This window comes from Limnospira indica PCC 8005 (assembly GCF_000973065.1).
Classification (GTDB): domain Bacteria; phylum Cyanobacteriota; class Cyanobacteriia; order Cyanobacteriales; family Microcoleaceae; genus Limnospira; species Limnospira fusiformis.
Window position 1 is genome coordinate 4,581,605 of the sequence record NZ_FO818640.1, and the last position, 26,501, is coordinate 4,608,105.

20 protein-coding genes, 1 other RNA gene and 2 pseudogenes are annotated in these 26,501 nt (G+C 43.6%); 19 read left to right on the forward strand and 4 right to left on the reverse strand.

The features are described from left to right. The first annotated feature begins 41 nt into the window (after positions 1 to 41). A complete protein-coding gene (locus tag XZ46_RS34630; protein ID WP_008053166.1) occupies positions 42 to 215 on the forward strand; it encodes a hypothetical protein in 174 nt (57 codons plus the stop codon). A gap of 378 nt (positions 216 to 593) precedes the next feature. Here XZ46_RS34630 and XZ46_RS20115 read toward each other — a convergent pair whose 3' ends face one another. Further along, on the reverse strand, positions 594 to 1,433 hold the full coding sequence (locus XZ46_RS20115; protein WP_008053167.1) for a 2OG-Fe(II) oxygenase: 840 nt from the start codon (positions 1,431 to 1,433) through the stop codon (positions 594 to 596). A gap of 107 nt (positions 1,434 to 1,540) precedes the next feature. Then, entirely contained in the window at positions 1,541 to 2,353 is an 813-nt protein-coding gene (locus XZ46_RS20120) for a 2OG-Fe(II) oxygenase (RefSeq protein WP_008053168.1), read from the reverse strand. 127 nt (positions 2,354 to 2,480) lie between these two features. Here XZ46_RS20120 and XZ46_RS20125 point away from each other — a divergent pair, with 127 nt between their 5' ends. The 11 genes and pseudogenes from XZ46_RS20125 (at position 2,481) to hisA (ending at position 13,007) form a co-directional block, all read left to right on the forward strand. Then, positions 2,481 to 3,812, forward strand: a complete 1,332-nt coding sequence (locus XZ46_RS20125; RefSeq protein ID WP_008053169.1) for a DUF3370 domain-containing protein — start codon at positions 2,481 to 2,483, stop codon at positions 3,810 to 3,812. Between the two features lie 8 nt (positions 3,813 to 3,820). After that, the gene (locus XZ46_RS20130; RefSeq protein ID WP_006624042.1) at positions 3,821 to 4,087 is read left to right on the forward strand and encodes a YciI family protein; all 267 of its coding nucleotides are present in this window, start codon (positions 3,821 to 3,823) and stop codon (positions 4,085 to 4,087) included. 25 nt (positions 4,088 to 4,112) lie between these two features. Further along, positions 4,113 to 4,209: signal recognition particle sRNA small type (gene ffs / locus XZ46_RS30495), an RNA gene on the forward strand. Between the two features lie 44 nt (positions 4,210 to 4,253). Beyond that, positions 4,254 to 4,622, forward strand: a complete 369-nt coding sequence (locus XZ46_RS20135; protein ID WP_006624043.1) for a phasin family protein — start codon at positions 4,254 to 4,256, stop codon at positions 4,620 to 4,622. Positions 4,623 to 5,243: 621 nt separating this feature from the next. Next, a pseudogene (locus tag XZ46_RS20140) lies at positions 5,244 to 5,639 on the forward strand (zinc ribbon domain-containing protein); the annotation flags it as partial. Positions 5,640 to 5,683: 44 nt separating this feature from the next. Further along, entirely contained in the window at positions 5,684 to 6,106 is a 423-nt protein-coding gene (locus XZ46_RS20145) for a hypothetical protein (protein WP_008053173.1), read from the forward strand. Positions 6,107 to 6,154: 48 nt separating this feature from the next. Beyond that, positions 6,155 to 7,522, forward strand: coding sequence for a DNA phosphorothioation system restriction enzyme (locus XZ46_RS20150; RefSeq protein ID WP_008053176.1), 1,368 nt, complete (start codon positions 6,155 to 6,157; stop codon positions 7,520 to 7,522). A gap of 421 nt (positions 7,523 to 7,943) precedes the next feature. Continuing rightward, positions 7,944 to 8,186: a hypothetical protein gene (locus tag XZ46_RS20155; RefSeq protein ID WP_006624028.1), complete on the forward strand. Its 243-nt coding sequence runs from the start codon at positions 7,944 to 7,946 to the stop codon at positions 8,184 to 8,186. Next, positions 8,183 to 10,249 carry an AAA family ATPase gene (locus XZ46_RS20160; protein WP_008053177.1) on the forward strand — a complete coding sequence of 689 codons (2,067 nt, stop codon included), beginning with the start codon at positions 8,183 to 8,185 and terminating at the stop codon, positions 10,247 to 10,249. The genes XZ46_RS20155 and XZ46_RS20160 overlap by 4 nt, the downstream gene beginning before the upstream one ends. Positions 10,250 to 10,350: 101 nt before the next feature. Continuing rightward, positions 10,351 to 11,925 (forward strand): cation:proton antiporter, encoded by a 1,575-nt coding sequence (locus XZ46_RS20165; protein ID WP_008053178.1) that lies wholly within the window; start codon positions 10,351 to 10,353, stop codon positions 11,923 to 11,925. Between the two features lie 308 nt (positions 11,926 to 12,233). Then, positions 12,234 to 13,007, forward strand: coding sequence for a 1-(5-phosphoribosyl)-5-[(5-phosphoribosylamino)methylideneamino]imidazole-4-carboxamide isomerase (hisA, locus tag XZ46_RS20170; RefSeq protein WP_174447167.1), 774 nt, complete (start codon positions 12,234 to 12,236; stop codon positions 13,005 to 13,007). Positions 13,008 to 13,562: 555 nt separating this feature from the next. On the opposite strand, the gene XZ46_RS20175 is transcribed toward hisA, so the two are convergent. Then, positions 13,563 to 15,437: an ArnT family glycosyltransferase gene (locus XZ46_RS20175; protein ID WP_048895199.1), complete on the reverse strand. Its 1,875-nt coding sequence runs from the start codon at positions 15,435 to 15,437 to the stop codon at positions 13,563 to 13,565. Positions 15,438 to 15,552: 115 nt separating this feature from the next. On the opposite strand from XZ46_RS20175, the gene XZ46_RS20180 reads away from it, so the two are divergent. Together XZ46_RS20180 and XZ46_RS20185 are read left to right on the forward strand one after the other, a co-directional pair. After that, complete coding sequence (locus XZ46_RS20180; protein ID WP_008053180.1) at positions 15,553 to 16,956, forward strand: DUF2079 domain-containing protein; 1,404 nt, start codon at positions 15,553 to 15,555, stop codon at positions 16,954 to 16,956. Between the two features lie 72 nt (positions 16,957 to 17,028). Beyond that, positions 17,029 to 17,328, forward strand: a complete 300-nt coding sequence (locus tag XZ46_RS20185; protein ID WP_006624022.1) for a hypothetical protein — start codon at positions 17,029 to 17,031, stop codon at positions 17,326 to 17,328. A 476-nt stretch (positions 17,329 to 17,804) separates the two neighbouring features. Here XZ46_RS20185 and XZ46_RS20190 read toward each other — a convergent pair whose 3' ends face one another. Further along, positions 17,805 to 19,229 carry an MFS transporter gene (locus XZ46_RS20190; RefSeq protein WP_046320798.1) on the reverse strand — a complete coding sequence of 475 codons (1,425 nt, stop codon included), beginning with the start codon at positions 19,227 to 19,229 and terminating at the stop codon, positions 17,805 to 17,807. 95 nt (positions 19,230 to 19,324) lie between these two features. Between XZ46_RS20190 and XZ46_RS20195 the strand changes: the two genes are divergently transcribed. The 5 genes and pseudogenes from XZ46_RS20195 (at position 19,325) to XZ46_RS20215 (ending at position 26,381) form a co-directional block, all read left to right on the forward strand. Continuing rightward, positions 19,325 to 19,930 carry a DUF1517 domain-containing protein gene (locus XZ46_RS20195; protein ID WP_006624019.1) on the forward strand — a complete coding sequence of 202 codons (606 nt, stop codon included), beginning with the start codon at positions 19,325 to 19,327 and terminating at the stop codon, positions 19,928 to 19,930. A gap of 41 nt (positions 19,931 to 19,971) precedes the next feature. Next, positions 19,972 to 20,817: a hypothetical protein gene (locus XZ46_RS20200; protein WP_006624018.1), complete on the forward strand. Its 846-nt coding sequence runs from the start codon at positions 19,972 to 19,974 to the stop codon at positions 20,815 to 20,817. A 109-nt stretch (positions 20,818 to 20,926) separates the two neighbouring features. After that, a pseudogene (locus tag XZ46_RS20205) lies at positions 20,927 to 21,532 on the forward strand (IS607 family transposase). After that, entirely contained in the window at positions 21,495 to 22,604 is a 1,110-nt protein-coding gene (locus tag XZ46_RS20210) for an RNA-guided endonuclease InsQ/TnpB family protein (RefSeq protein ID WP_230428118.1), read from the forward strand. The pseudogene XZ46_RS20205 and the gene XZ46_RS20210 overlap by 38 nt, the downstream one beginning before the upstream one ends. 243 nt (positions 22,605 to 22,847) lie before the next feature. After that, positions 22,848 to 26,381 carry a PAS domain-containing protein gene (locus XZ46_RS20215; protein ID WP_048895202.1) on the forward strand — a complete coding sequence of 1,178 codons (3,534 nt, stop codon included), beginning with the start codon at positions 22,848 to 22,850 and terminating at the stop codon, positions 26,379 to 26,381. Positions 26,382 to 26,501: the final 120 nt, after the last annotated feature.

The window sequence follows — 26,501 nt, forward strand, 5'->3', positions numbered from 1 at the left end:
AACACTCGAGATCAATCACGGTGATTTGAAATAATTGTCGGATGCGTGCTAAGACAATGTTAAGAAGTATCTCACATTTTAATCTTAAATTGTGGGAACCTGCTACGTCGATTTTTGATTGTGGCGTGGTACGGCGATCGCATTATCGGGCGCATTATCGATCGCATTATCGGGCGGGTTGTCGGGTGCGTTGTCGGGCGGGTTTACTAGGCTAACCCCTGTGAACCGAACACGCTACGGCGGAACCCGCCCCTACCATGGCGTGGTGCTGGTTATCGGGTGGGTTCTGGGGCGGGTTTACTAGGCTAACCCCTGTGAACCGAACACGCTACGGCGGAACCCGCCCCTACCATAACTTTCTCTCAGGCGATCGCATCGTGAATTTTATTTTTGTAACAAAATGTTAAGAAATGTTGCAAAAAAATTTTTTTTGGGGGGGTAGGTTGCTTTTGCTTGTGACTTCTGTTATTATTTTAGATAATAGGAATATTTGCAATTTTAAAATTTACGCAAATTATCGATTATAAAAAAAGATTATGTCAATACTATAGCATCAGTTTCCGTATATTGTCAACCCCCCCTATAGGGTTATTTTAACGGTGAATCCAACCATTAATGGTAAATCGGCTATCCTCGAACCTCCCAGAAGGACAGAAAACTGGGAGAACTTCGTGTTTCATGCGACTATCAAAAAAGATGATACTGTTATGGCGAGGTTCCACTGTAACAAACTGTTCACCAATCGTATAACCATCACCATTAATGTAGGTGGGATAAATCCTTAAATCTCCACCATAGAAGGCTTTTGGCTGTTCATAGAAATAGTAGACGTATGTTAAAACTCGATTGGCAATTTTTTCGCCATCCATGTCTTGATGGATATAATAATAATCTCCATGGTTATGGGCTGTCATTTGCATTTCCACCCAGGAAACCAAAAAAGTCGGTAAGTTGAGTTGGGCTAAGATTTGGGGTCTAATTTGCAGAATTTTATGTCTGATTTTGTTATAGTATTCATCAAAGTTTTGCACCAGCAAAACCGAAGATTTGCGGGTGTTTTCTTCGTTGTTGGCGACTCCAGACGGGAAAAACTTATCATGATTTTGGAAGGCTATCTTAAAGGTTTCTGCTTGTTCTTCGGGTGATAAAAAGTTGTCAACCTGGATAAAGTTGGCTTCTAATAACCTAGGGGTGTCTGTGGTGCTAGTCTCAGCAACTTCGGGATCATCATTAGAATTTTGGGGGCGATTTAATTGATGATAGACACCAGAGATATCCAAAATTTTTAAGGCTATTTCGACTCTTTCAGATAGAGATATTTCAGAACTATTTAGGGCATTTTCGACTAAAGTTAGAGAATCTGATAATAAATTATCTAGGCGTTTTTCTGAGGCGATCGCTTTATTGAGGAGAGGGGGTAACTGGTCATTCACAACTTATTTAATCCTCCGATTTGCTGGCATTGTATTTGCTACTAATTAATCTGGAATTGCTGAACGCTTATAGATAAAAAATCAACCAGGTTTTTGATGTGTTAGTCTTACCCCCGCCGCAGCCAACCGTTTAGGGTAAAACGACCGTCTTTAAAGTTGGGGGAATTACAACTAACAGGGATGACCTCGTGTTTGCAACGGCTATCAAAAAACACGATACTATTATTAATGGGTTCAATAGTCTTAAAGGTCTCTTTGTTGTAGGCGACACCATTGCGTAACTCGGTTTCATAAAGTCGCAGTTGTCCGCCGGTAAAGGCTTTGGGTTCGTCATAAAAATAATAGACATAAGTGATGGTGCGAGTTTTGGTTTTGGCACTACTAGAGTCATTATGAATCTTATAATATCCACCATTGTGGTGGGCGGTTAGCTGCATTTCCACTTCTGCGACGGTAAAAGGGGGATGTTTCAACTGAGATAATACCTGCGGTAAAGTTTCTAAAATGCGACCTTTCATAAATTTATAGTATTCGGGGAACTTAGTCGCATATAGAATCGACGATTCTCGGTAGTTGACAGCCCCGGTTGTAGTTGTGGATGCCACAAATTGGTCAGCGGAAGCGATCGCTATTTGTAAAGCCTGTTTATTTTCTGAGGGAGACAAGAAATTTTCCATCTGAACATAACTACCCAAAACTAGGGGAGAGTCGGGGATATTAACATTAACAGATGGTAAAGTTTGACGGAGATCACTCCCCGTCGCTTCCAGGATTTTCAGAGCGATCGCCGCCCGGTCTAAAGGGGAAACTTCCCGGTCTTGTAACAGAGACTCTAACACATCAATAGACCGATCCACTAATCTTTGTAGTCGTGGTGATGTGACATTTAAAGATTTCCGATTTAAGCGATCGCCATTCATAGTCTTACCATAGCACGAACATTAGCCCTCAACTTGCCAAAAAAGTTGTCCTACCATACACAAAGTATTTGACAATCAGTATAATCCATAAGTTAACATTCTCAATTATCCAGATTACCATCACTCTATGCTACCACTAGCGATCGCTCCCCTAATCCTGTCAGTCACCCCCCCGCCGCCAGTAGTCATCACCCGACCCCAAGAAGTGCGTCCCCTTCCTGGTCAACTAGATAATATTCCAGTGTTCAATAGCAATAGCCCGGAAGTTGTACCAGTCGAGGGTATCTTACTATCAACCTTTCCCCCCGAAGGTAAAACCCAAACCAATGCCCATCTTAACTTTCCCTTTGACGGTAGGTTCGACATTTTTGCCCATCATATCGCTCGACCTACCGACCCCGAAGACTTACGCACCCTATATCTGGGCTTATTAGCTTACAACCCCACCAGCGAACCGGTCACCTTAGAGATATTACAAGCAGCCAGCTATCTCAGCCAACCAGACGCACCATTTATCCCCTTACCCCCCGTATTAGACAACAATGATGGGACAGTATTTGCAGGTCCAGGAAGTCGAGTCATGGGGGAGATTTTGCGAGTAGGGGGACAGTCATCACCTCCCGACCAAGTAATCATTCCACCACAGCAGTTTCAGATGGTCTTTAAAGCCCCTATTCCGGTAAAAACATTAGAACCACCTCTCAATGGGCGATCGCTTCTTATGCGGCTCCAGAGTAGCGGTGCAGTGCATATAGCTAGTCTAGCTCAATTTGCCATCCAAAACCCCGACGGTAGCGAATCTAGCCCCGCCCTAGAATCATGGGTAGAATTATTACAGAATGGTTCTCTAGTCACTCCCCGCGACCTAGCACCCACCCCCCCGAATAGTCGAGAGAACATCATTTATGGTCGAGTTGCTGGAGTCGCCCTAGGTTCAGTCTGGAAAGCCGAGATAACTAACCTAACCATTCCCGAACCCGGTCAAGCCATTTCCTATATTTTCAGTTCCCTACCTGGAGGTAAATTAGGAACCAACCAAAACCAAAGCGCCCCCATGGTAGTTCGTTATGAGGATACCGCCTATCAAGCCCATGGGAACTATGGCATTCAATATAGCCTAACCCTCGACTTATCCAATCCCACCAATACCCCTAAAACCGTAGTCCTCACCATGGAAACCCCCCTCAAAAGTAATGAACTCACCGACGGGGGAGTGCAATTTTTCGAGGAACCTCCCAGCCGGGTATTTTTCAGAGGAACAGTGCGTTTCCGCTATACTGATGATTCGGGAACTACAGTTAGCCGATACTTTCACCTAGTCCAAAACCGAGGACAAAAGGGGGAACCTTTGATTGAATTAGACATTCAACCCCGAACACGGCGACAGGTGGAATTTGACTTTCTGTATCCCCCAGACGCGAGTCCGCCCCAAGTGTTAACGATTAAAACATTAGATTAATCACGATTATGCCTTGGTTTGCCAAAATTGAAACTGGAATTGTCGAAAAGGCGGTTTTTGATCAATATGTCCCCGCCCATATCGAGTATGTCAAGCAGTTGGCTGCTAAAGGACATCAAGCGCGCAGCGGCTATTGGGTCCGGCGAGGCGGCGGAATGTTGCTTTTTGAGGCTGAGTCTATGGCCGCCGCCCAAGCTATTGTGGCTGATGACCCTCTGGTGGTTAATAATTGCGTGACTTACGAAATTTTTGAGTGGTGTGTGGTTGCACCGTGAATTTCTGTGTTATAATAAATTTTGTGGCCTGGACCTATGCGGTCAGAACGCCTAAATCTTGTCAGGACCGGAAGGTAGCAGCAACACGGGATGCTTCTGATAGGCGTGGAATCCGGGTCACTCCCATTTTTAACTTCCCCTATTATTGCCTGGAGAGTTTTTCCCTATGCCCGGTTTTGGAGATTTAGTCCAAAAAGCAGTTTACCTTGGGGTTGGTTTGGCTTCCTACGCCGGGGAAAAGGCGGGGAATAAACTGGCTGAGTTACAGGTAGAAGCCCAAAAATTAGCAGATGAACTGGTGAAACGTGGCGAAATGACGACGGAAGAAGCCCGCCGTTTTGTTGACGATGCTCTCCGACAAGCACAAGAACCAGGCGCTGATTATAATCCTACACCACCTCAGTCGGCGCAACCTCGTCGGATCGAAATTATTGATGATGAGGAAGAAGCGCCGGCGAGTGATGATAATATTGAAGACTTGCGCGATCAGGTTGATAAACTCAAGGATGAGTTGCGTAACTTGGAAAATGATTGATTTAATTGATCCAGGAATGCGATCGCTCTGTGTAAGATGGGTTTATCCTTGACACGGCAAAAATTCGGGAGTTTGGTAGCTCCGTCTTTTTAAAGCGGGGCGGAAAAACGACTCGGCGGCTTTAGCCGCAATGACTATGATAGAATGGTATCGCCTTCTCTATGACCCAAATGAAAGGGGCTTAACATCCCGTGAGGGCAGACTTGCATCATGCAGAAATGTCGGCAGCAAAGACGTTTCATTGGCGAGAGACAAAAGGTGATTGAATGAAAATAAGTAAAAGGAAGCCTTCGGGCAACCTATAGAGGCGTATTTGACTTCGCCTAGGAGTCCGACTTGTCGGAAGTTCTGAAATCCCTCCGGGGAATCCCCGTCGCTTTAGCGCGGGGAGTAGTCAAATAATCCTGTAAGACCTGAGTATGGGAAACCAAAAAGGGCTATGATTAGCTCAAGAGCATGATTTCATCTCAAATTAGGTTAACATTTTACGGCCATACGGTATAATACCAAGTATGGTGCGAGACCTTCGGGTATGAAATAGAGCTGAAATGGGCGTGGGGACTACCCGGTGAGGACTTCAACCCCTTGCTTGATTGGGTCGCATCCCTGGCCATCCCATAACACAGCCTGATTTTTTTGCCCACCTTCGAGACTTCCAATATGGTTGCCAAGGTGAAGCGTCTAATCAGGTCTAAGACTGCCCGAGCCATGCTGACATGGGCGCATTATCGATTCAAACTAACCCTGAGACATCAAGCCGAGATAACTGGAACCACAGTTGTAGATGTGACGGAAGAATACACCAGCAAAACCTGTACTCACTGTGGTCATGTGCATTCCCAGCTAGGTGGCTCAAAAGTGTTCCGATGTCCGGAGTGCGGGTTCACTCTACCCAGGGACTGGAACGGTGCTTTTGGAATCTTTCTAAAAGCTTTGCGGGATACCGCCTCTGTTACTTTAACGGGTAATAGTGCTATCGTCGCATTGTCAGGCAATAGCCGGATAAATGTCGCGTAAATGTATCAGTGTCAAATATTGAAGCAGTTAGCCGCTAAAGCCTAATGGAAGATTGGTCTAATGAGTTGGTTAAGAGTATAGAAGCCACAGTTCTTGAGGTGGAAAAGTTATTTGTATATGCGACGGAAGAATTTAATCATATCATGGATGACCTGACCCAATTTTCCGAAGAAATTGCTGAGGAAGTCCAGAATAAGTTGATTCCCGACTTAGACCAGTGTTTAAATGATATCCTTGAGCCGATTCTGGATATATACTTAGATTTGGAACTAGATGATCTTGAGGAAGAGGAAACTTTTGATCCCTTTGTCACCTATGTTCACCCCAGCGCCACCCAAAACCCAGCCTGTCGCGGATGTAATCACTATCATGGTAAAATCTACGGCGGGAATTTGTTAGTTTGTGGAATGCACCCATTAGGTGTGGAGGGTGACTCCTGTCCTGACTGGGAATCAGATCATGATTGATTTTTGATGGGTGATTTTTGATATTTATATAGGGCTTGTGTTTCAGCGGTGAGTCTACCTGGTATCCCTGTCATTCCCCCACAAATACACCTGAGACACTACCAACGTCAGGCGGTGTCCGAATGGTTTGCTAACCAGGGACGGGGAACCCTGAAAATGGCAACGGGTACGGGTAAGACTATCACAGCCTTAGCGATCGCCTCTGAATTATATCATAAAATTGGCTTACAAGTTGTTTTAGTTATCTGTCCCTATCGCCACCTAGTGACTCAGTGGGGACGGGAAGCCCAGAAATTTGGGATGACTCCCCTACTCGCCTTTGAAAGCGTCCACAATTGGCAGAAACACCTATCTACCTCCCTTTATAACATAAGTTCGGGTCATCTCCCCTTTCTCGCAGTCATCACCACTAACGCCACCCTAATTTCCGATAGCTTTCAGTCTCAACTGCGGTATTTCCCCCCCAAAACTTTGATTATTGGCGACGAAGCCCACAACTTAGGTGCGCCTCGCCTAGAAGCTAGTTTACCACGACATATCGGTTTACGTCTAGCACTTTCTGCTACCCCAGAACGTCATTTTGATGACCAGGGTACAAATGCTTTAATGGAGTATTTTGGTCGGGTTTTACAACCGGAACTTACCCTGGCTGAAGCTATCCGCCAAGGGGCGTTAGTTCATTATTTATACTATCCGATTTTGGTAGAATTAACCCCGGCTGAAACTCTGATTTATTCCCGCCTAACTACTCGCATTGGTTGGGCTTTAATGGACAATGATCAGGACTGGGAAACTAACGAAAATATCACGGCGCTATTGATGCAAAGGGCGAGAATAATTGGGGCTGCTAATAATAAAGTTAAAGCCCTGAGACAGTTAATGAGTAATCGTTTACAGACCAGCCACACGCTATTTTATTGTGGGGATGGTATCACGGAAAAAGGCACTCGCTTTGACCGACAACTAGAAGCGATCGTCTTTTTATTAGGGTCAGAATTGGGCTATCGTGTTAATACCTATACCGCCGCTACTCCTATGGCAAAAAGGGAAGAATTGCGGCAACAATTTGAATCAGGACAACTACAGGGTTTGGTAGCTATTCGCTGTCTTGATGAAGGGGTAGATATTCCAGCTATTCGTCATGCGGTAATTCTGGCAAGTAGCAGCAACCCCCGCCAATTTATTCAACGTCGAGGACGGGTTCTTAGACCTCATCCCGGAAAGGATAGGGCGACGGTTTTTGATATGATTGTTTTACCGCCAGACTTGGGCAGAAATACGTTAGATGTTGAACGGAATTTGTTAAAAAAAGAGCTAATCCGGTTTATGGAGTTTGCTGATATTGCGGACAATGCAGGAGAGGCTAGGGTGAAGTTATTACAACTACAAAAACGCTATGGTTTATTGGATTTATAAATCATCCATCATTAACCATCACCCCAGAGGGTGGTTTTCGGGGACGGAAAAACCCGGTTTTTATCGGCCTTTCTGGTTGTTAACCAAGATTTTTATAAAAAACCGAGTTGTTTGACTGATACCAAGTCTAATTAACAGCAGAACCCGCCCCTACATTATCTCTCTCACCCTCGCGGGTTTCGGGGACGGAAAAACCCGGTTTTTATCGGGCTTTCTGGTTGTTAACCAAGATTTTTATAAAAAACCGGATTTTTTGACTGGTGCCAAGTCTAATTAACTGGGGAACCCGCCCAGACATGATCTCTCGTTGTCTCAGAGTTGACGTGATTATGGGGGTTGTGCTAGAATGAAATGTCTTGATGTTAAATCGCCTATTTTTCGCTAGTAAAAAACCATCGATAACTCACGTTTGGAATAGTCTATGTCTTACCAATACTCAGAGGGTTTAATTCACGCGATTTCTAATGTATTCTCGGAGGCAAAATCTACCTATGGAGAAAACGCTAATCAGACATTAGTTCATGACCCGATTACAGATGCACCACCAGAGGTTAGGGAAATTATCGAAAGGGTTTTGCAGGCGGAAAGAGATAAACTATATATGAAAAGTCCCTGGAACATTAATGATGATGTTCTCAAGATTATTAAAGAGGTCATACAATGAATTTACTATCAATTCAGTTGTGTAACTTTCGGCAATTTTACGGAAAAAGCCCGATTATATATTTAGCTAAAGGGGAACGAAATACTACGGTAATTTATGGGAATAATGGTGCGGGTAAGACGACGATACTTAATGCGTTTAGCTGGGTTTTATATGAGAAATTTAGTGCAGCATTTGCGGTTTCGGAACAATTGGTTAATAAGCGATCGCTAACGGAAGCAGAACCGGGGAAGGCGGTAGGTTGCTGGGTGGAAGTTATCTTTGAACATGACCATAAACGCTATCAGGTTAAACGGGTCTGTCGCGCCTATAAACAACATGGGGAAATCGAACATTCTGACAGTGAGTTATATATGCAGGTGGCGGGAGATGATGGGCGCTGGACTTTGCCACCGCAGCCACCAGAAGAGATTATTAATCGCATTTTACCGATGAGTTTACATCAGTATTTCTTTTTTGATGGAGAACGTATAGAGCAAATTGTTAGGGATGAGAGAAAAGCGGAAATTGCGGAAGCTACTAAAGAGTTATTAGGGGTGGAGGTATTAAATAGGGGTATTAAACATTTAAAGGAAGCGAGAAAGTCTTTAGAAACTGATTTATCGATAATTGGTAATCCTGAGACAAAAAAGTTTTTAAACGACAAAAAAAAGCGGGAAGACGAAATCCAAAATTTACAGAATAGACAAAAGGAAATTGAAACAGAATTAGCCCATCATGAACAGTTGAAACGTACCCTAAATGCCCATTTATTAGATTTAAGTGGGGCGGCAGAGTTGCAACAATTGCGAAGTGAGTTAGAGAGTCAAATTATTTCAATCAGAGATAATTTAAAAAAGTCGAAACAATCGATTAATAAACTGTTATCAACTAGGGCTTATCCGGTTTTGTTGTCAGATACGATCGCTGATTTTCGTAACCTATTTTCAGGAATGCGAGAAAAGGGAGAGTTGATGACAGGAATTACTAAGCAATTTGTGAATGAGTTAATTAACCGCCAGCAGTGCATTTGTGGAACTCCTATAATAGAAGGAAGTTCGGAATGCGATCGCCTCAAAAGTTGGTTAAATAAAGCCGGAATGGCAGATATTGAAGAAACCGCTATCCGTATGTCTACCCAAGTTGATGATGTGGATCGCCAACTAGCAGAATTTTGGCAAGAAATTGACCATCATCAAATATCTATCAGCAAAAATAGGGCGGAATTATCCCAAATAGAAACCCGACTAGATGATATTAAGAAAAAACTACGCAATTTCCCAGATGAGGATATTCAAAAACTGCAAAAACGCCTAGATGAAATCGAAAGCAGCATTGGTGAACTGAACCGAGAAATGGGTTCAAATTCTCAACAAATTGAGACTCTCACTCAAGAATGCGAGAAACTATCGAAACAAATAGATCGCCAACAAATGAATGAGATGAAGCAGATAACAGCGCAGCGACGCATTGCGGCGACGGAAGATGCGATCGCCAGATTATCCCAAGTCCTGGAACGTTTAGATCAGCAATTCCGTCAACAGTTAGAAAGCCGAGTGCAAAATATTTTTGCCAAAATTTCTTTTACCCCCTATCAACCGCAACTCAGCCCCAAATACGAACTTAAATTAGTGGAAAGAACCTCTGGAGAAGATGCGCCAGTAGCCTCTTCCACCGGAGAAAATCAAATTCTCAGTCTATCCTTTATTGGCGGAATTATCGAAGGTGTTAGAGAATGGAGTCAAAAAAATACCCTTATGGGACCAGATAGCAGTACATTTCCCATTGTGATGGATTCCCCTTTTGGTAGTTTAGATGAAATTTACCGCCGCCAAATAGCCCGCATTATTCCAGAGTTAGCTAACCAGCTAGTTGTATTAGTCACCAAAACCCAATGGCGAGGAGAAGTCGCTAGAGAAATTCAACCCAAAATTGGGCGAGAATATATCCTAGTTTACAACTCGTCCAAACCCGATTGTGAGGAAGATTTCATTAATTTACAAGGGGTTAACTATCCCCTAGTTAAACTCAGTCCCAATCAGTTTGAGTACACAGAAATCATCGAAGTGGAAGCGGAATTTTAGACATCCCAAGTATGATAATCATCTAACAATCCTGCGAGGAATTATAAAATATCCTGAGTAAATGTGATAGTATGATGTGGTTGTCGCTACTATCTTAAACTATGACTCCAGAAGTTGCGATCGCTGAGATCAGTATCAAAGAGAATCTTGAACAATTTTTGCTGGTCCTGCTGATTTCCCTCAGTGTAGCCACCATGTCTCGTCTATTCCCTTGGCTGCGCAAAATCCCCTTTACCCTATTATTGGTAATTGTCGGATTATTTTTAGCCTTTGAAGACATCCACCTAATCCAATTATCACCGGAACTAATCCTGGAAATTTTCCTGCCTCCCTTACTATTTGAAGCCGCCTGGAATCTGAATTGGCGAGACCTAAAACGAGATTTATTCCCGGTATTTTTATATGCAACTATTGGGGTAGTCATTTGTGTAGTAGGGATAGCTATTGGCTTAGATTTAGCGGTAGGAATGCCGATAGCGATCGCTCTGTTGGTAGGTGCAAGTTTATCAGCCACCGACCCCATCTCAGTAGTCGCCCTAATGAAGGAATTAGGAGCGCCTAAACGTCTGCGAGTCTTAATGGAAGGGGAAAGCCTATTTAATGATGGTATAGCGGTGGTAGCGTTCATCATCTTAGTCGGTTTTCCTATGGGAAACATCGAAATATCCCCGGCGGCGATCGTTTTAAAACTCTTATTATTTACAGGAATTGCGGTAGTTATTGCGGGGATAATTGGGTTTGGGATATCCTATCTAACTCAGCGTTTTGACTCTCCCCTAGTAGAACAATCCCTCACCCTCCTAGCCGCCTATGGAACCTATGTAGTCACCGAAGACTTAGGCGGATCTGGAGTTATTGGCGTAGTAGTAGTAGGGTTAATTTTAGGAAATTTTGGTTCCCGAATTGGTATGAATCCCCGTAGCCGATTAATCGTCAGCGAGTTTTGGGAATTTATGGCATTTTTGGTGAACTCAATCGTCTTCTTATTAATTGGCGCTCAAATTGAATTTGCGAGTTTAGCAACCAACATAAAACCCATTGCGGTTTCCGTCCTAGCCATGATGCTAACTAGGGTAATATCCACATTTACTTTAACCGCCATCAGTAACACATTAGCCAAATCAGAAATAGACCTACAAAATCAAACTATGCTGTGGTGGGGAGGCTTACGAGGTTCTGTTTCTATCGCCCTAGTCTTGAGTGTTCCAGTAGCTATACCTGAACGGGAAAATCTGATCGCGACAGTCTTCGGGGTGGTTTTATTTAGTCTACTATTTCAGGGTTTAACTACCCAGCCTTTGTTAAAGTGGTTAGGACTCCTCAGCGACCAACCCTTGCGTGAAGAATATCTGGAATTAGTAGCCCGTCGTGTAGCCCTAAACCGAGTACAAAACCACCTCTCCCAATCGGTTGTTAAGCAGGAATTAGACCCTGATGCTTATCAACATCAAGCCCAATTGATTAAATCTAAATTAGAAGCTATCACGACCAAAACTCAGCAGTTACTATCACAAGAACCCAAACTGCAAGAGTTGACCATAGAATTACTTCAGGAAGAATTAGTTGATATTGAGGCGGAAACCTATGCGGAATTTGTCAGATCCGGCCGTCTGAATACTCAACTATCAACCCTTTTATCGGAGGTTATGGAAGAGAAAGACCCAGAAACCGCATAAATAGCCAGGAGTCTGGCGCAGTTATATGACTCCCGTTAGAAGCGATCGCCTTAATGGCGAGATGAATTTTGACCAGTAACTAGAGGAAAAAATACCCCCTAGATACTAGGCTTAGGGTAGAACCTAGCTGGGAGAAGAAACCTAGTTTAAAATGCTTGTGGAGTCAGTATGAGGGGGGTTTCAAGAGTAATTGAGTGGTATAGTTAAGAGGCAGTCTGAAAGAAGCAAGAATCCCCCGTTAGATGGCTTTAGCGATTAACGGCGGGAGTTTCAAAGCTATTAACCTTGTTCCAATTTATCAATCGCCAATGAATGTAATACCCGCCATAGACTTATTAGAAGGGCGCTGCGTCCGCTTGTATCAGGGAGACTACACCCAAGCCGAGACTTTTAATGAAGATCCTGTGGCTGTCGCCCAGGAATGGGTGTCCCAGGGCGCTACTCGTCTGCATTTAGTTGATCTTGATGGGGCGAAAACTGGACAACCTACTAACCATGCGGCTATTGGTGCGATCGCCAAAGCTGTCAAAGTCCCGATTCAAGTCGGCGGCGGGTTGCGTAGTCGTGATACTGTCGCCGCCCTATTTGATTTAGGGGTAGAAAGGGCAATTTTGGGGACCGTAGCGGTGGAAAATCCCCAATTGGTAGCTGAGTTATGCGCTGAGTTTCCCGGACGAATTGCTGTGGGAATTGATGCCCGTGATGGTAAAGTGGCGACTAGGGGTTGGCTAGAAACTTCTGAGGTCAAAGCCACAGACCTAGCCCACCAAATGGCACAGTTGGGCGTGGCTACCATTATTTACACTGATATTCACCGGGATGGGACTTTACAGGGTCCCAATAAAGCGGCATTGCGGGAAGTTGCGGAAATCGTCTCAATCCCTATTATTGCCTCCGGCGGTGTCAGTAGCATTACTGATTTATTAGGGTTATTGGGATTAGAACCCTTGGGGGTAACTGATGTCATTGTTGGCCGTGCTTTATATACTGGAGATGTGGTTTTAAAAGAGGCTATACAGGCGATCGGTCCTGGACGTATTCAGGATATACCCCCGGATTTTGGCAATTCAACTTTTGCCTAATCCTCTTCTCCCCAGAGGGCGGATTTATTCATATTATCCCCCTCTGATGTCATTAACGGCAGAACCCCATAAATAGGGCGGGTTAATTATTAATTATCCGGTGGGGCGAGTTAATTATTAATTATTAATTATTAATTATTAATTATTAATTATTAATTATCCGGTGGGGCGGGTTTATTCATCTGATCGCCCTTTGATGTCATTAACGGCAGAACCCCATAAATAGGGCGGGTTAATTATTAATTATTAATTATCCGGTGGGGCGAGTTAATTATTAATTATTAATTATTAATTATTAATTATTAATTATCCGGTGGGGCGGGTTGATTCATCTGATCGCCCTTTGATGTCATTAACAGCAGAACCCCATAAATAGGGCGGGTTAATTATTAATTATTAATTATCCGGTGGGGCGAGTTAATTATTAATTATTAATTATTAATTATTAATTATTAATTATTAATTATTAATTATCGGGTGGGGGTTTATTCATCTGATCGCCCTTTGATGTCATTAACAGCAGAACCCGCCCCTACATGATTTCTGGGCTATTAATTATTCATGGTGAATAACACGATATAATAAAATTTGCTTGGAAATGCGAACCAGTTGATAATTTCCCTGTTCTATTAAAATCGGATAATCTCCCGGTTGTAGTCCAATTCTGGCTAAATCCTTGGCGCGACTAACTACGAGGGCTGTGGGGGATTCTGAGGTGTTTTGTAGGACATCAAGGATATGCAAGAGGGGTTCACCTTCTGCCCTCAAAAAGTCGTTTATTCTGAAAAAATGGACGGGTTGCTGAGAATAGAATACTACGGTAGGTTTAGCAAATCCAATCATCCATAACTCTTCTTGGGGTTGTTGGAAAGTTGCCAAGTTTTGGGCGATATTTTTTAGAGGTATTTGTCGGTATTCATCTACTAAGAATAATCCGGGTACAAACACCATATTAAAGAATAAAATAAAGCCGATGAGGTTGGCTGCAATAATTAGTCGCCACTGACGTTTATTGCCTATTAACCAAGCAATTAAAACAGCAGTAGCTGTCCAGATCATACCACCTTTTATCGGTAAGCCAGAGTTATTAACTACTGATGCTAAATCTTCAACGGCTGGGTCGGGTCCGATAAATTGGGGGCTGTAAATAATGGCGATCGCTAAAACCACTAAAAACAGTATATTAACTAATGCGGTATTAAAAAACCAGCTATTTTTAAGATTAATATAATTCCCAGTTTTGGCAAATTCTTCTCCCCAAAAAATCCCGATTAAAATCGCCGCCGCAGGCATCAAAGGCAGCACATAACTAGGAAGTTTAGTAACGGCGATAGTAAAGAATACAAAAATACAGGCAAACCACACCCAAGCAAATAAACCCAATTGCTGATTTCTGGGTTGATTAATCCATTGATTACGCCGCCAAAATCCCAGCCGATATATGGCTATGGGCAAATAAATAGACCAGGGTAAAAACCCGATTAAAACCACGATAAAATAGAAATACCACGGCGCACTATGACCATTAACAACACTGGTAAATCTCTGGACATTATGATAACCAAAAAACGAATCTATATAGTCTTGACCATTTTCAATAATTACCAAAATATACCAAGGTACAGTAATTAATCCGAAAATAATCCCACCCCAAATCACTCCCATTTCTGGCAAAACTGACCACAGGCGATTTACATAAGCCAGAAAAACCACCACAATTAAGCCGGGGATCACAATACCCACAGGACCTTTGGCTAATACGGCTAATCCTGTAAAAATATAGAATCCTAAATACCATTTATTCGGAAATTGCCAGTGACAACAATTTCTGAGTTTATCCATCAATTTAATAGCGGGACTATGATCCGGTTCCTTAGTAGTGGCATATCCCCAAAAAAAGCTAAAGAGACTCAAACCCATACAGCCACTTAATAACATATCCGAAACTCCCTGACGCGCCCAGATGAGAGTTTGTAAATTCAAAGCCACTAAGGCAGTAGCTATCCAAGCAGAAGGCTTAATCTGGGCAAATTTGAGATGTGGGTGGGTAGTAGTTACGAATTGTTGTACAGTCAAAAAACAGCCTACCATTAAAGCGATCGCTGAGATAGCAGAAGGTAATCTTACCGCCCACTCATTCACCCCCACCATATAATAACCCAGGGCAATTAACCAATAAATCAAAGGCGGTTTATCAAAGCGAGTTTCCTGATTAAAATAGGGAGTAATCCAATTACCGGAGATTTTCATATGACGGGCGGCTTCAGCAAATAAAGGTTCCGTTTCATCCACCAAACCCACACTACCAAGATGCCACAGAAAAGCCATAATGGCGATCGCCACTAACCCAGCCATAGATAAAATCCACCCCGACTTAGGATGACGACCCCACATCATCAAAGTTTTTCCCATATTTCCAGTTAACTTCAACCCGTCTAACTCCCAGAATCTGATCTACAACCCCTTAATTTAACAGCCCAACTCAGAAATCGGTGTACCCTGTGGAAAATGTACAATTTTAATCAACATTTTCCAGCGAGGACGAATGAGAAAAGCCCTATTTCCGACCTATTCCTTACCCCTAATCATTTTCCTAACTAGCTTAGTCCTATTTTTTGGTAGCAGTTGGCGACACGCCCTATTTCAGTCCAACGCCTTCGATTTAGGAATTTTCGATAATGGCATTTATCTAATTAGCCAAGGCGAGAAACCCTTTGTCACCTTTCGGGGTATCCACATACTCGGCGACCATGCAGCTTGGATTTTATACCCCATAGCGCTGCTTTACAAGCTATATCCCGATGTACACTGGCTGTTTGCAGTCCAAGCCATAGCCCTATCAGTCGGGGCGATACCAACCCAATGGCTGGCTTTACAGGCGGGTTTAAAGCCAACCCAAGCTAACTTAATGGCGATAGTTTATTTGCTATATCCCCTGATTTTCAACGTCAACTTATTCGACTTTCACCCAGAAGTTATCGCGCTTCCCCTGTTATTGGTCGCCGTTTACCAAGCCAGGGCGAAACAAGTCCTGTGGTTTTCCCTAGTGGTCCTGGTAATTTTGGGCTGTAAAGCCGTCCTGTCCCTAACCGTGGCGGCGATGGGAGTTTGGTTATTCCTATTTGAAAACAGACGTAGATGTGGTGCGATCGCCATAATTTTAGGGCTGACATGGTTTATAATCGCCACAGGTATCATCATCCCCCACTTCAGCGGCGGTCAACCCGAAGCCGTCGCGCGATATGGTGAATTAGGTAACTCAGTCACAGAAATTGCCAAAAACCTCTTCTTAAAACCCCGACTGGTGGCGCGACAACTCTTCACATTAGCCAACCTAGAATATCTCTTGCTATTGATACTTCCCCTGCTGTGGGGACTCTCACCCCGCCATTTAACCCCCATCATCGGCGCATTACCAATTTTAGCCCTTAACCTCCTTAGCAGTAGTCTCCAACAAAAAAACCTCACCCAGCATTATTCTGTCCCCATACTGCCATTTTTGTTACTAGCCGTAATTTCCGCCCTAGGGAGTAACTCCCATTGGCTACGAAACCCCCGCCATATTATGTTATGGTCGCTACTAGCTTTCTTGGCTTTAGCTAAATACGGTTATTTTTGGTCGCGATATCTCGAACATTTTGACACTGTTTCCCCCTCGCGGGAAGCTGCCGCCCTCGTCAACAGTCCCGGAAGCGTCTTAACCGCAGACCATATCGCCCCCCACCTTACCCACCGCCAGATTTTGATGTTGGCTACCCAAGGGGCGGAAAGTTTGGACCTCACCCAGTTTGAGTGGGTCTTACTAAACTCTACTTACCCAGGCTGGAATAGTTCACAGGAACTTGTGGACGGTCTCATCGTCAAACTTCAAAATATCCCAGAGTTTCAATTGGGATATAGTCGCGACGGGGTACTTTTATTTCACCGGGACACCTCCCCGAAAAATTAAGATTTTCTCAACCGGAATTTGAATTTTCCGGAGTGATGATAAGCAGGTTAGTACCACATTAATTAATAACCTATGTCTAGCACTGATTTGACCCCACCTGTTCACAATTCTGAGGACATTGCTATATCCCGGACTCTTCTACCCACAGAAGAAACCACCACAGGGGATATGGCCTCGCCTTCCCCGAATTGCCCTCGTCAATTGGCCTCAAATACCATGATAGAGTATCTCGGTCATGCTTTTTTCATTGTCATGGCTTTGATTGTCATAGACTGTCTACAATACAGGGAACCTGTATCAACTGAAATAGGAGTAACTCCACATTTACAAGATTTGCAAATTATCAGACGACTGAAAAATAGATTATTGTAATCTCAAATACGCCCCAAAGATTAGGGTCATCATACATCATTTGATGCAGCCGGGAAATCGCACTAAACATTACCCTCACCCTAAATCATTCTCCCCCTCCCTCTCCCCAGAGGGCGGGTTTCTTCATCTTCTGGTTGGGAGCCTAGGAAGCAGCAGAACCCCAGAGGGCGGGTTTCTTCATCTTCTGGTTGGGAGCCTAGGAAGCAGCAGAACCCCAGAGGGCGGGTTTCTTCATCTTCTGGTTGGGAGCCTAGGAAGCAGTAGAACCCCAGAGGGCGGGTTTCTTCATCTTCTGGTTGGGAGCCTAGGAAGCAGTAGAACCCCAGAGGGCGGGTTTCTTCATCTTCTGGTTGGGAGCCTAGGAAGCAGTAGAACCCCAGAGGGCGGGTTTCTTCATCTTCTGGTTGGGAGCCTAGGAAGCAGTAGAACCCGCCCCTACAATTATTAATTATTCATTATTAATTATTCATTATTAATTATTCATTAATATTAGACTGATATAATTTCAGTAAGATTTCTTGATGATATTCTCTGGTAATTGGATAAAAATAGGTAAGGATAATTCCCACGATAGATAAGATCATAGGTAGAGGTCCGATCGCCAATCGAATTGCCAATAATACTGATTCGGGTTGAGTTGGTATAGGTTGACCAGCTACGGATTCAATAAAACCCGCCCAATCCAAAGTTTTACCTACCATAAAAATACCCAAAGCCAAACCAATTTTTTGCAGGAGAACCATAAAAGAATAGAAAATTCCCTCGCGGCGCTGTCCGGTTTTTAGTTCATCATAATCAATAACATCCGTAATCATAGACCAGGGAATCAGATAAGCGGTAGATACTCCCAATCCGGCAATAAAACAGAGAAAATACATCAAAAACAACTGTCCTGGCTGTAGAAAAAATAAAGATAATTGAGCAATTATCCAAAATCCCATGCCGCTGATATATACAATTCTTCTGCCGTATTTTTCACTAATTTTACTCCACATAAATAAGGTTAATAAAGCGGTTCCCTGAACGACGATCGCCACTTGAGTAAAATAGACTTCGGGAAGTTCCATACAATAGACTACAAAATATTGGAGAATTGCAGCCGTCAGTTGTACCGCCAACCAAGAACATAAATAAATGCCGATGACAAACAAAAAAGGACGGGTACTAAAAGCAATTTTGACCTGTTCCGAGAGGGGTAAAGATGTAGGTTCATCAACTTCTCCCATGGCCGCCTGTACCTGGGCGACGCGATCGCGAGTTCCCCAAACACATAAAAATATGGGTGGGACTGCTATAATAGTACAGAGTAAACCCAAAACCATATATCTGGTAGCTGGGTCTTCAATAGCATCAAAAATCACAAAAGCTAAAACTAGAGACAGGATGCTACCACCAAGAGAAAAAGAAAAGCGAAACCCATTGAGGCTAGTACGTTCGTTGTAGTCGCGAGTTAATTCGGGGGTGAGGGTGGCATAGGGGAGATTAACTGCGGTGTAAGCGGTATGAAAGCCGATCGCAATAATTACATAATACCAAAACAGAGTCTGGGTATTGGTACTAGGTACGATCCACATTAAAAAGAAAAATATGCCAAAGGGAACCGCAGCAAAAATCATCCAGGGATAGCGCCGTCCCCATGGGTGCTTAGTGCGATCGCTTAAAACCCCGATAATTGGGTCGTTAACCGCATCCCAAATTTTACCCACCATGGGTACACTGGCGGCCATTCCTGCTGGTAGTCCCGCGACAGTGGTCAGAAAAAACAACAGGAAAAAAGCGAAAATATTAGCAGTCATCGCCGTCCCCAGGTCTCCCACCCCAAAAGCTAACTTGGTGGAAAACTTCATTTTGGGAATAGTAGGACTAGCAGAAGATGACTCAAAGGAGGAAGAATGACTCATAATTTTTGTCCCAAGAGGTTCCAGGATAGACAAAAGATCGCGATATCCTAAAAACATAACTGATCTGTTTGCAGTAATCCAATGAGGAGTCAATTATGGCCAGCTTAGGCGATCGCTTTAATAAAATGATGGGTAAGACCCGCTTTGTCGTCTGTCGGCTATTCCTACACTTAGGCGGCGCTGAAGTTGCGCCACTACTAGGTATTCTTAACCAAGTCACCCGCGAAGCCATAGACCACGATGGAGATCTGGAAATCATGGGAGAGGGACTCGTAGAAGTCTGTCAAAGCCTTCTCCAGTACAATACCTATTGGCAGTCCGCTGGTAATGAAGGAGACGTGATCTGGGATGAAGAAGAAGCCGGGGACTATGTGAACGAGTTATTCACGGACTCCGCCCAAAGGTATCTCAGTCAACCGGACTTGAACCAAGAAGAAATCGATCCAGACGAACCCCTGTCCCTACCTATCACCTATAACTTGGTTGTAATAGTTACAATAGCTTGTGAGGGGGAAGTTCCTGACCTTGAAACTGACCTAGCCAGTTTTGAAGCCATGGAAGCTGGACTGAAAAGCATCATTAACCTCCACTACCAAGGGAGTTTACGCGCCATTCAAATTCACTTTTCCCCGGCGCGGTTGGGTGATGTACTCACGGAAGACCAGCTTTTACAAAACTTTCCCGAACTCGTACCCCTATAAAGGGTGCAGAGAAATTTCCTAAGTTAACTTTAGCTAAAATTATGTTACCCAAAAAAGTAATCACGGTTTTAATGGTATTTGCGCTCTGTTGGACAACCGTGGCTTGTGGGTCTTCCTCACAGACCACCACTCAACAAACAGTCCGCAGTTCAGCATCGGCGACTAACCGACTCGCTGATGGCAAATATCCCGTTCAACAAGCGCAATATGATGATGCTACTGGAGAGTATCGCTTAATGCTACTGAACGCCAGACCGCCAGTATTTCAGACCTCTGAGTTGCAAATGGCGCGTCTGACGGACGAACAAATTGAAGCTGGTGAAAAAAGTCATCTGTTGATCGAAAATAATCAGCCAGTTTTTTACCTGACGGAAGATTTCCAGATTGAGTATGTCCACAATGTGACTGAAACCCGCACCGATCCTCAAACTGGTCAGACTCAAACGGTGGTGGTGCGCCGAGAGTCTAATTTCTGGACTCCTTTTGCGGCTTCCTTTGTGGGTAGTGCGATCGCCACTAGCTTATTTTCCCCCCGTTACTATGTTCCCCCCGCATATCAGTCCGGTAGTTCATTAGTTGGCTATGGCGGTTCTGGTAACACCTACAACCAGGCGGTCACCCAATATCGCACTAGGTACAATGAACCTCCCGCCTCCGTTAGAAATCGGCAAACCTTCCGCACTACTGGAACCGCTCGCAGTTCTTCCCCTAGTTCTACTACTCGCCAAACTAACCCCAATGTTAATCGCTCAACCGGTTCTGGCGCGGGAACTAGCAATTTGCGTCAGTCTCAGCAGGCTCGTCCCCAAAGACAACGTACACCCAGTTTTGGTAGTGGTAGTAGAAGTCCCAGCCGTTCCGGTTCCTCTGGAAGACGGCGACGTTAATTGACATCATGATCTAGGGGGTGGGTTCGAGAGCATGATTTAATCTCAAATTCGGTTAATATTTTAGGGCAATAGGGTATAATAAGCGAGAAGGGTTGAGGATAAACCTATTGCCAGATATGTCAAACCCAAGGAAGCGGCTCAAATCCTTCGAGTCCATGAAAGAACACTCCGCAGATGGGACGACAATGGCTCAATCGACACCATCAGAACCCCCGCTGGGCAACGACGATACAACGTTGAGTGATATACTGCCAAATCAGGCAGTGACAAACGCAAAGTCGTTATCTATGCCAGAGTTAGTAGCCGCGCCCAGCAGTCCGACCTCAACCGACAGGTGGCCGCACTGTCCAACCTCTACCCCGAAGCAGAAGTCGTCTCAGAAATCCGAGGCGGGCTCAACTTCAAGGGAAAGAAAATGCTGGCCTTACTGGGACATCATTTGTCAGGAGATGTCGGCATGGTTGTCGTTGCCCACAAAGACCGATTGGCAATATGGGGATTTGACTTGTTTCGATGGCTCTGTGAGCAAAACAGGTGCTCACTCATGGTTCTCAACGAGACAAGTCTCAGTCCAGAACCAGAAATGGTTGAGGACATCCTCGCCATCCTCCACTGCTTCAGTTCCCGATTATACGGAGTGCGTAAATACAAAACTCAGGTCAAAGAAGATCCGGATTTACCCCAGCCCCGAGCTAAATCAAGTCTGGCGTAAATGGCTGGCTGCTTGTAGGTATTGCTACAACCAAGCAATTGCATTATCTAGGAGTGGTAAACGACTAAGCAAGTTAAAGTTACGCAATAAAGTGATGCAGAGTGACTTACCCGAATGGGTCAAAGAAACACCCTGCCACATTCGGCAAAATGCCATCTTTGATGCCTATCAGGCTTTGAGCGCCAGTCCTGATGCCAGGTTTAGAAGTTGTCGTGACAGCTCTCAAGGGATTAAGTTCAATAATACTAATTTCTCTTCAGGGAGTTGGTATCCAAGACTAACGAAAGGATTAATTTTCATGGTTTCCGAACCCATCCCTAAAGCTTGCGGGCAAGGGACTCAGTTGGTGTTTACCAAAGGTCGATGGTTGGCGATTTTCCCTGAACCAGTTGCCGTTACCCCAACTGAAGCTACTGGCGTAATTGCATTAGACCCGGGTGTGCGAACTTTCATAACTGGGTTTGATGGCTCTCGGTTTCTGGAATTGGGCTCCGGGGATATTGGAGGCATTACTAGGCTATGTCAACATTTGGATGATTTGATGAGCCGAATCGCCAAGGAACCCTGTCGTTCAAGAAGGCGACGGATGAGGCAAGCGGCTCAACGAATGAGAACCAAAATCCGCAATCTAGTTGATGAAGCCCACAAACAAATTGCTCACTACTTGACTCACAACTACAGCCTAATTTTTTTGCCCACCTTCGAGACTTCCAACATGGTTGCCAAGGTGAAGCGTCTAATCAAATCCAAGACTGCCCGCGCCATGCTGACATGGGCGCATTATCGATTCAAACTAACCCTGAGACATCAAGGGGAAATAACTGGAACCACAGTTGTAGATGTGACGGAAGAATACACCAGCAAAACCTGTACTCACTGTGGTCATGTGCATTCCCAGCTAGGTGGCTCAAAAGTGTTCCGATGTCCGGAGTGCGGGTTCACTCTACCCAGGGACTGGAACGGTGCTTTTGGAATCTTTCTAAAAGCTTTGCGGGATACCGCCTCTGTTACCTTAACGGGTAATAGTGCTATCGTCGCATTGTCAGGCAATAGCCGGATAAATGTCGCGTAAATGTATCAGACCCTCTCCCTATGCCAGTGTTTTGCCCAGGGGATACTCCTGGCCGCGTGCTGTTTAAAAACTTATTATTGTTTGATAATAATATGGCTTATGATCGGAGATAGCAAAGTGCGCGGAAAATGGGTTATAGGGTGGAAACTTGGGATTGTTACCTATTACCTATTCAAATCTTGCATCAAGTGTTAAACGCGCCCTTAAAGCCTTGGTCTGATTGAGTAGAGAGGTGCACTGAAAATGACCCCAGAACCATCTGTACAATCTGAGTTGACAGGTAAACATGGAAATCTCATGAATGAATGCCAACAACTTCAAGAATTAATGGCGGGGATTTCTGGGGTATTTTATCAATATCTATTGTCTGCTGATGGTAGTGAAAAATATACCTATATTATTGGCAATTTTAGAGATATTTATGGGGTAGAATTAGATGATTTTTGCATCAATTCGGACAACATTTTTGGATTAAAAAAAAAGGGCGATCGCCAAAATTTTTATAAGTCTATTTATGATTGTGCAGCCAGTTTAAAAACTTGGTCTAGACATTGGCAATATACCACCCCAGATGGCCAATGGAAATTGCTATATGCCAGTGCCAAGCCCGAGAGAAAACCTAATCACGATATTGTCTTGAATGGCTTTATTTTTGATACGGAAATGGCTGGGGACTATCATGATGGTAATAATCCCGCAAAATTGCCAGCTATTATTACCTCGAAATTTACTCATATTTTCAATTTCAGACAGCACAGGTTACTGGCTTCTCTACAAAAACGTTTAGCTGAATGGTGGCATCATAGAAATCAAATCGATCACCTATTTAACCATACCGTTGACCTGGTGGCAATTCTCAACCTGGAAGGTAACTTTAAGTTTCTTAATTCCGCCTGGGAAATTAGCTTAGGCTATGATTTTAATGAACTGATAGATAGTTCTTTTATGAGTTTGGTATATGAGCCAGACCAAACCATAACTTTTCAGGAATTTAATGCTATACATTATGGCAAAACTCGTCAGTTTGAAAATCGACTTTTATCTAAAGATGGCTCCTATCAATGGTGGTCCTGGACTTTTGTGCCTGTGTTCGAGTCGGGGTCTATTTATGGAGTAGGTCGAGATATTACTGAACAAAAAGCGATCGCCGATAATTTCAAGGCTGTTGAAGATAAGTTCCGAAGGATTATCGATTTTACCTATGATTGGGAATATTGGATTAATCCTCAACAGGAAATTGTATATGTTTCTCCCTCCTGTGAACGCATAACTGGCTACTCGGTCAAGGAGTTTATGCAAGACCCTAGCCTATTGGCAAAAATTATTCATCCTGAAGATCGCGATCGCATAATTCCTTATTTATATGAAAATGTCTGCGATCGTAATCAGCAGGAAATAGATTTTCGTATTATCACCCGCGATCAACAAGTGCGTTGGATTGGTCATAACTATCAGCCTATCTATGATGCAGCCGGACAGTATCAGGGAAAACGGGTGAGTAACCGAGATATTACTCAACGTAAACAGAAAGAAACTGAAGCCTTGCGAGTAGCTGAAAACCTGGAAATGGCCCAGCGTATTGCTCATGTAGGTAATTGGGAATATGATGTTGTTACTCAAAAAATTACTTGTTCTGATGAATTTTTGCAGATTTTGGGTTTGGTCAAAGACCAAGATTGTTTAACCTTTGAGGAATTACTAAAACTTATTCATCCTGACGATCGCGACAATTGGCTAAACCAAGTTGAGAGAGCTTTAGCTACCGGAAAATCCTACGAAATTGACCACCGTATTGTTAGACCTGATGGCATTCGTTATATTCAAGGTCGCGGGGAGGCGGTTCGTAACCAAGTCGGACAGGTACTGCGCCTATTTGAAATTGCTATGGATATTACCGATCGCAAAAACTCTGAGCAAATTTTGCGCGATCGTGAGCAGTTCCTCTCTAGTATTTATGATGGAATTGAACAAGCAATTTTTGTCGTTGATGTTACCCAAGATGGAGACTTTCAGTTTGTGGGATGGAACCCCGCATCCGAAAAAATTACTGGCATCAAATCTAGGGATATTATCGGTAAAAAACCCGAAGATATGTTTTTAGATGAATATGCTAAAGCTATCCGCTGTCACTATGAAACTTGTTGGCTGAAAAAGTCATCATTACAGTATGAGGAATATTTGAATTTTGGTCAAAATAAATTTTTTTTTCTCACTACTCTTAATCCTATTATAGACGATTCGGGAAGAGTTAACCGAATTATTGGCACAGCTTTTGATATTAGCAGCCTTAAAAAAACTGAGGAAAATTTAAGAATTTCCGAAGCACAACTGCGAGAACTAGCAGAAAGAGAAGCACTCGAAAATTGTCTATCTGGGTTGATTCGTAACTCCCTGGATACAGATACTATTTTGGCAACTGCTGTCGCTGAAATTAGGCGTGTATTAAATATAGATCGCACCTATTTTGTCTGGTATAGAAGCGACTTAGATACCCCTGAATGGGAAGTTCGCAAAGAAGCCAAAATTGACTCTCTCACGAGTATTTCTGAACTTTACCCCGGCGATGCTTTGCGTCCAGTTAGCAAATATATCCGATCTGGAGAAATGATGCGAATTGATGATATTGCCACCTGTCCGACTCCCACTATTCGCAATTTATTTTTGGTGTTAGAATGCCGTTCTGTTTTGATTTTACCCATTCAGACACAACAAGACACTAAAGGAGCTTTAGTCCTAGCACATTGTCAGGATATCCATAATTGGACTCATTCAGAAGTCGCGCTATTAGAAGCGATCGCTAATCAATTAGTCATTGCTCTGAACCAAGCAGAACTCTACGCCGCCACCCAGGAAGCCGCCAGAGTAGCACAAGCGCAAACTGAAACCCTAGAAGCTACATTAAACCAACTTCAACAAGCACAAGTTCAATTAGTGCAATCCGAAAAAATGTCTAGCCTAGGGCAAATGGTAGCAGGTTTGGCTCATGAAATCAACAACCCAGTCAGCTTTATTTACGGCAATATTACCCATGCTAAAGAATATACCAGAGATTTATTAGGACTAATTGAACTATATCAAAAGCATTGCCCCCAAGCACACCCGGAAATCACCGAAGAAATAGAAACTATTGATTTTCAATTTTTAATAGAAGATTTGCCGCGTCTATTTAAATCAATGACTTTGGGAGCAGATCGGATTCGAGATATTATTAAATCCCTGCGAACTTTTGCGAGGCTGGATGAATCGGAAGTTAAATATATTAACCTACATGAAAACCTCGACAGTACCTTGATGATTCTTGATAATCGTCTGAAAGAAAAACCATTACATCCCGCGATTCAAGTCCATAAACAATATGGAGATATTCCCCAGATTGAATGTTGTGCTGGACAGCTTAATCAGGTGTTTCTCAACCTAATCAATAATGCTATTGATGCTATTTGCGATCGCTACAAAAAACAGACCCTGGAACAAATTATCAACGAGCCAGGTATGATTTGGATCAGCACCATGCTAACCGAGCAAAAAACCGTCCAAATTCGCATTGCTGATAACGGTATTGGTATCAGTCAGGAAATCATCTCCAAAGTCTTTGACCCTTTCTACACCACCAAACCCGTGGGTTCAGGAACAGGTTTAGGACTATCCACCAGCTATCAAATTATCGTCGAAAAACACGGAGGAACCCTGCGTTGTGTTTCCCAAGAGTCTGTGGGAAGCGAGTTTGTTATTGAAATACCCCTAAAACTTCCCCAAAACTCTTCCTCAACTTCATGATCACTCCGACTTTGTAGGTTGGGTGAAACCAAGTGTAACCCAACTAAAGACTTGGTAGAGACTTTGTAGGTTGGGTGAAACCAAGTGTAACCCAACTAAAGACTTTGTAGGTTGGGTGAA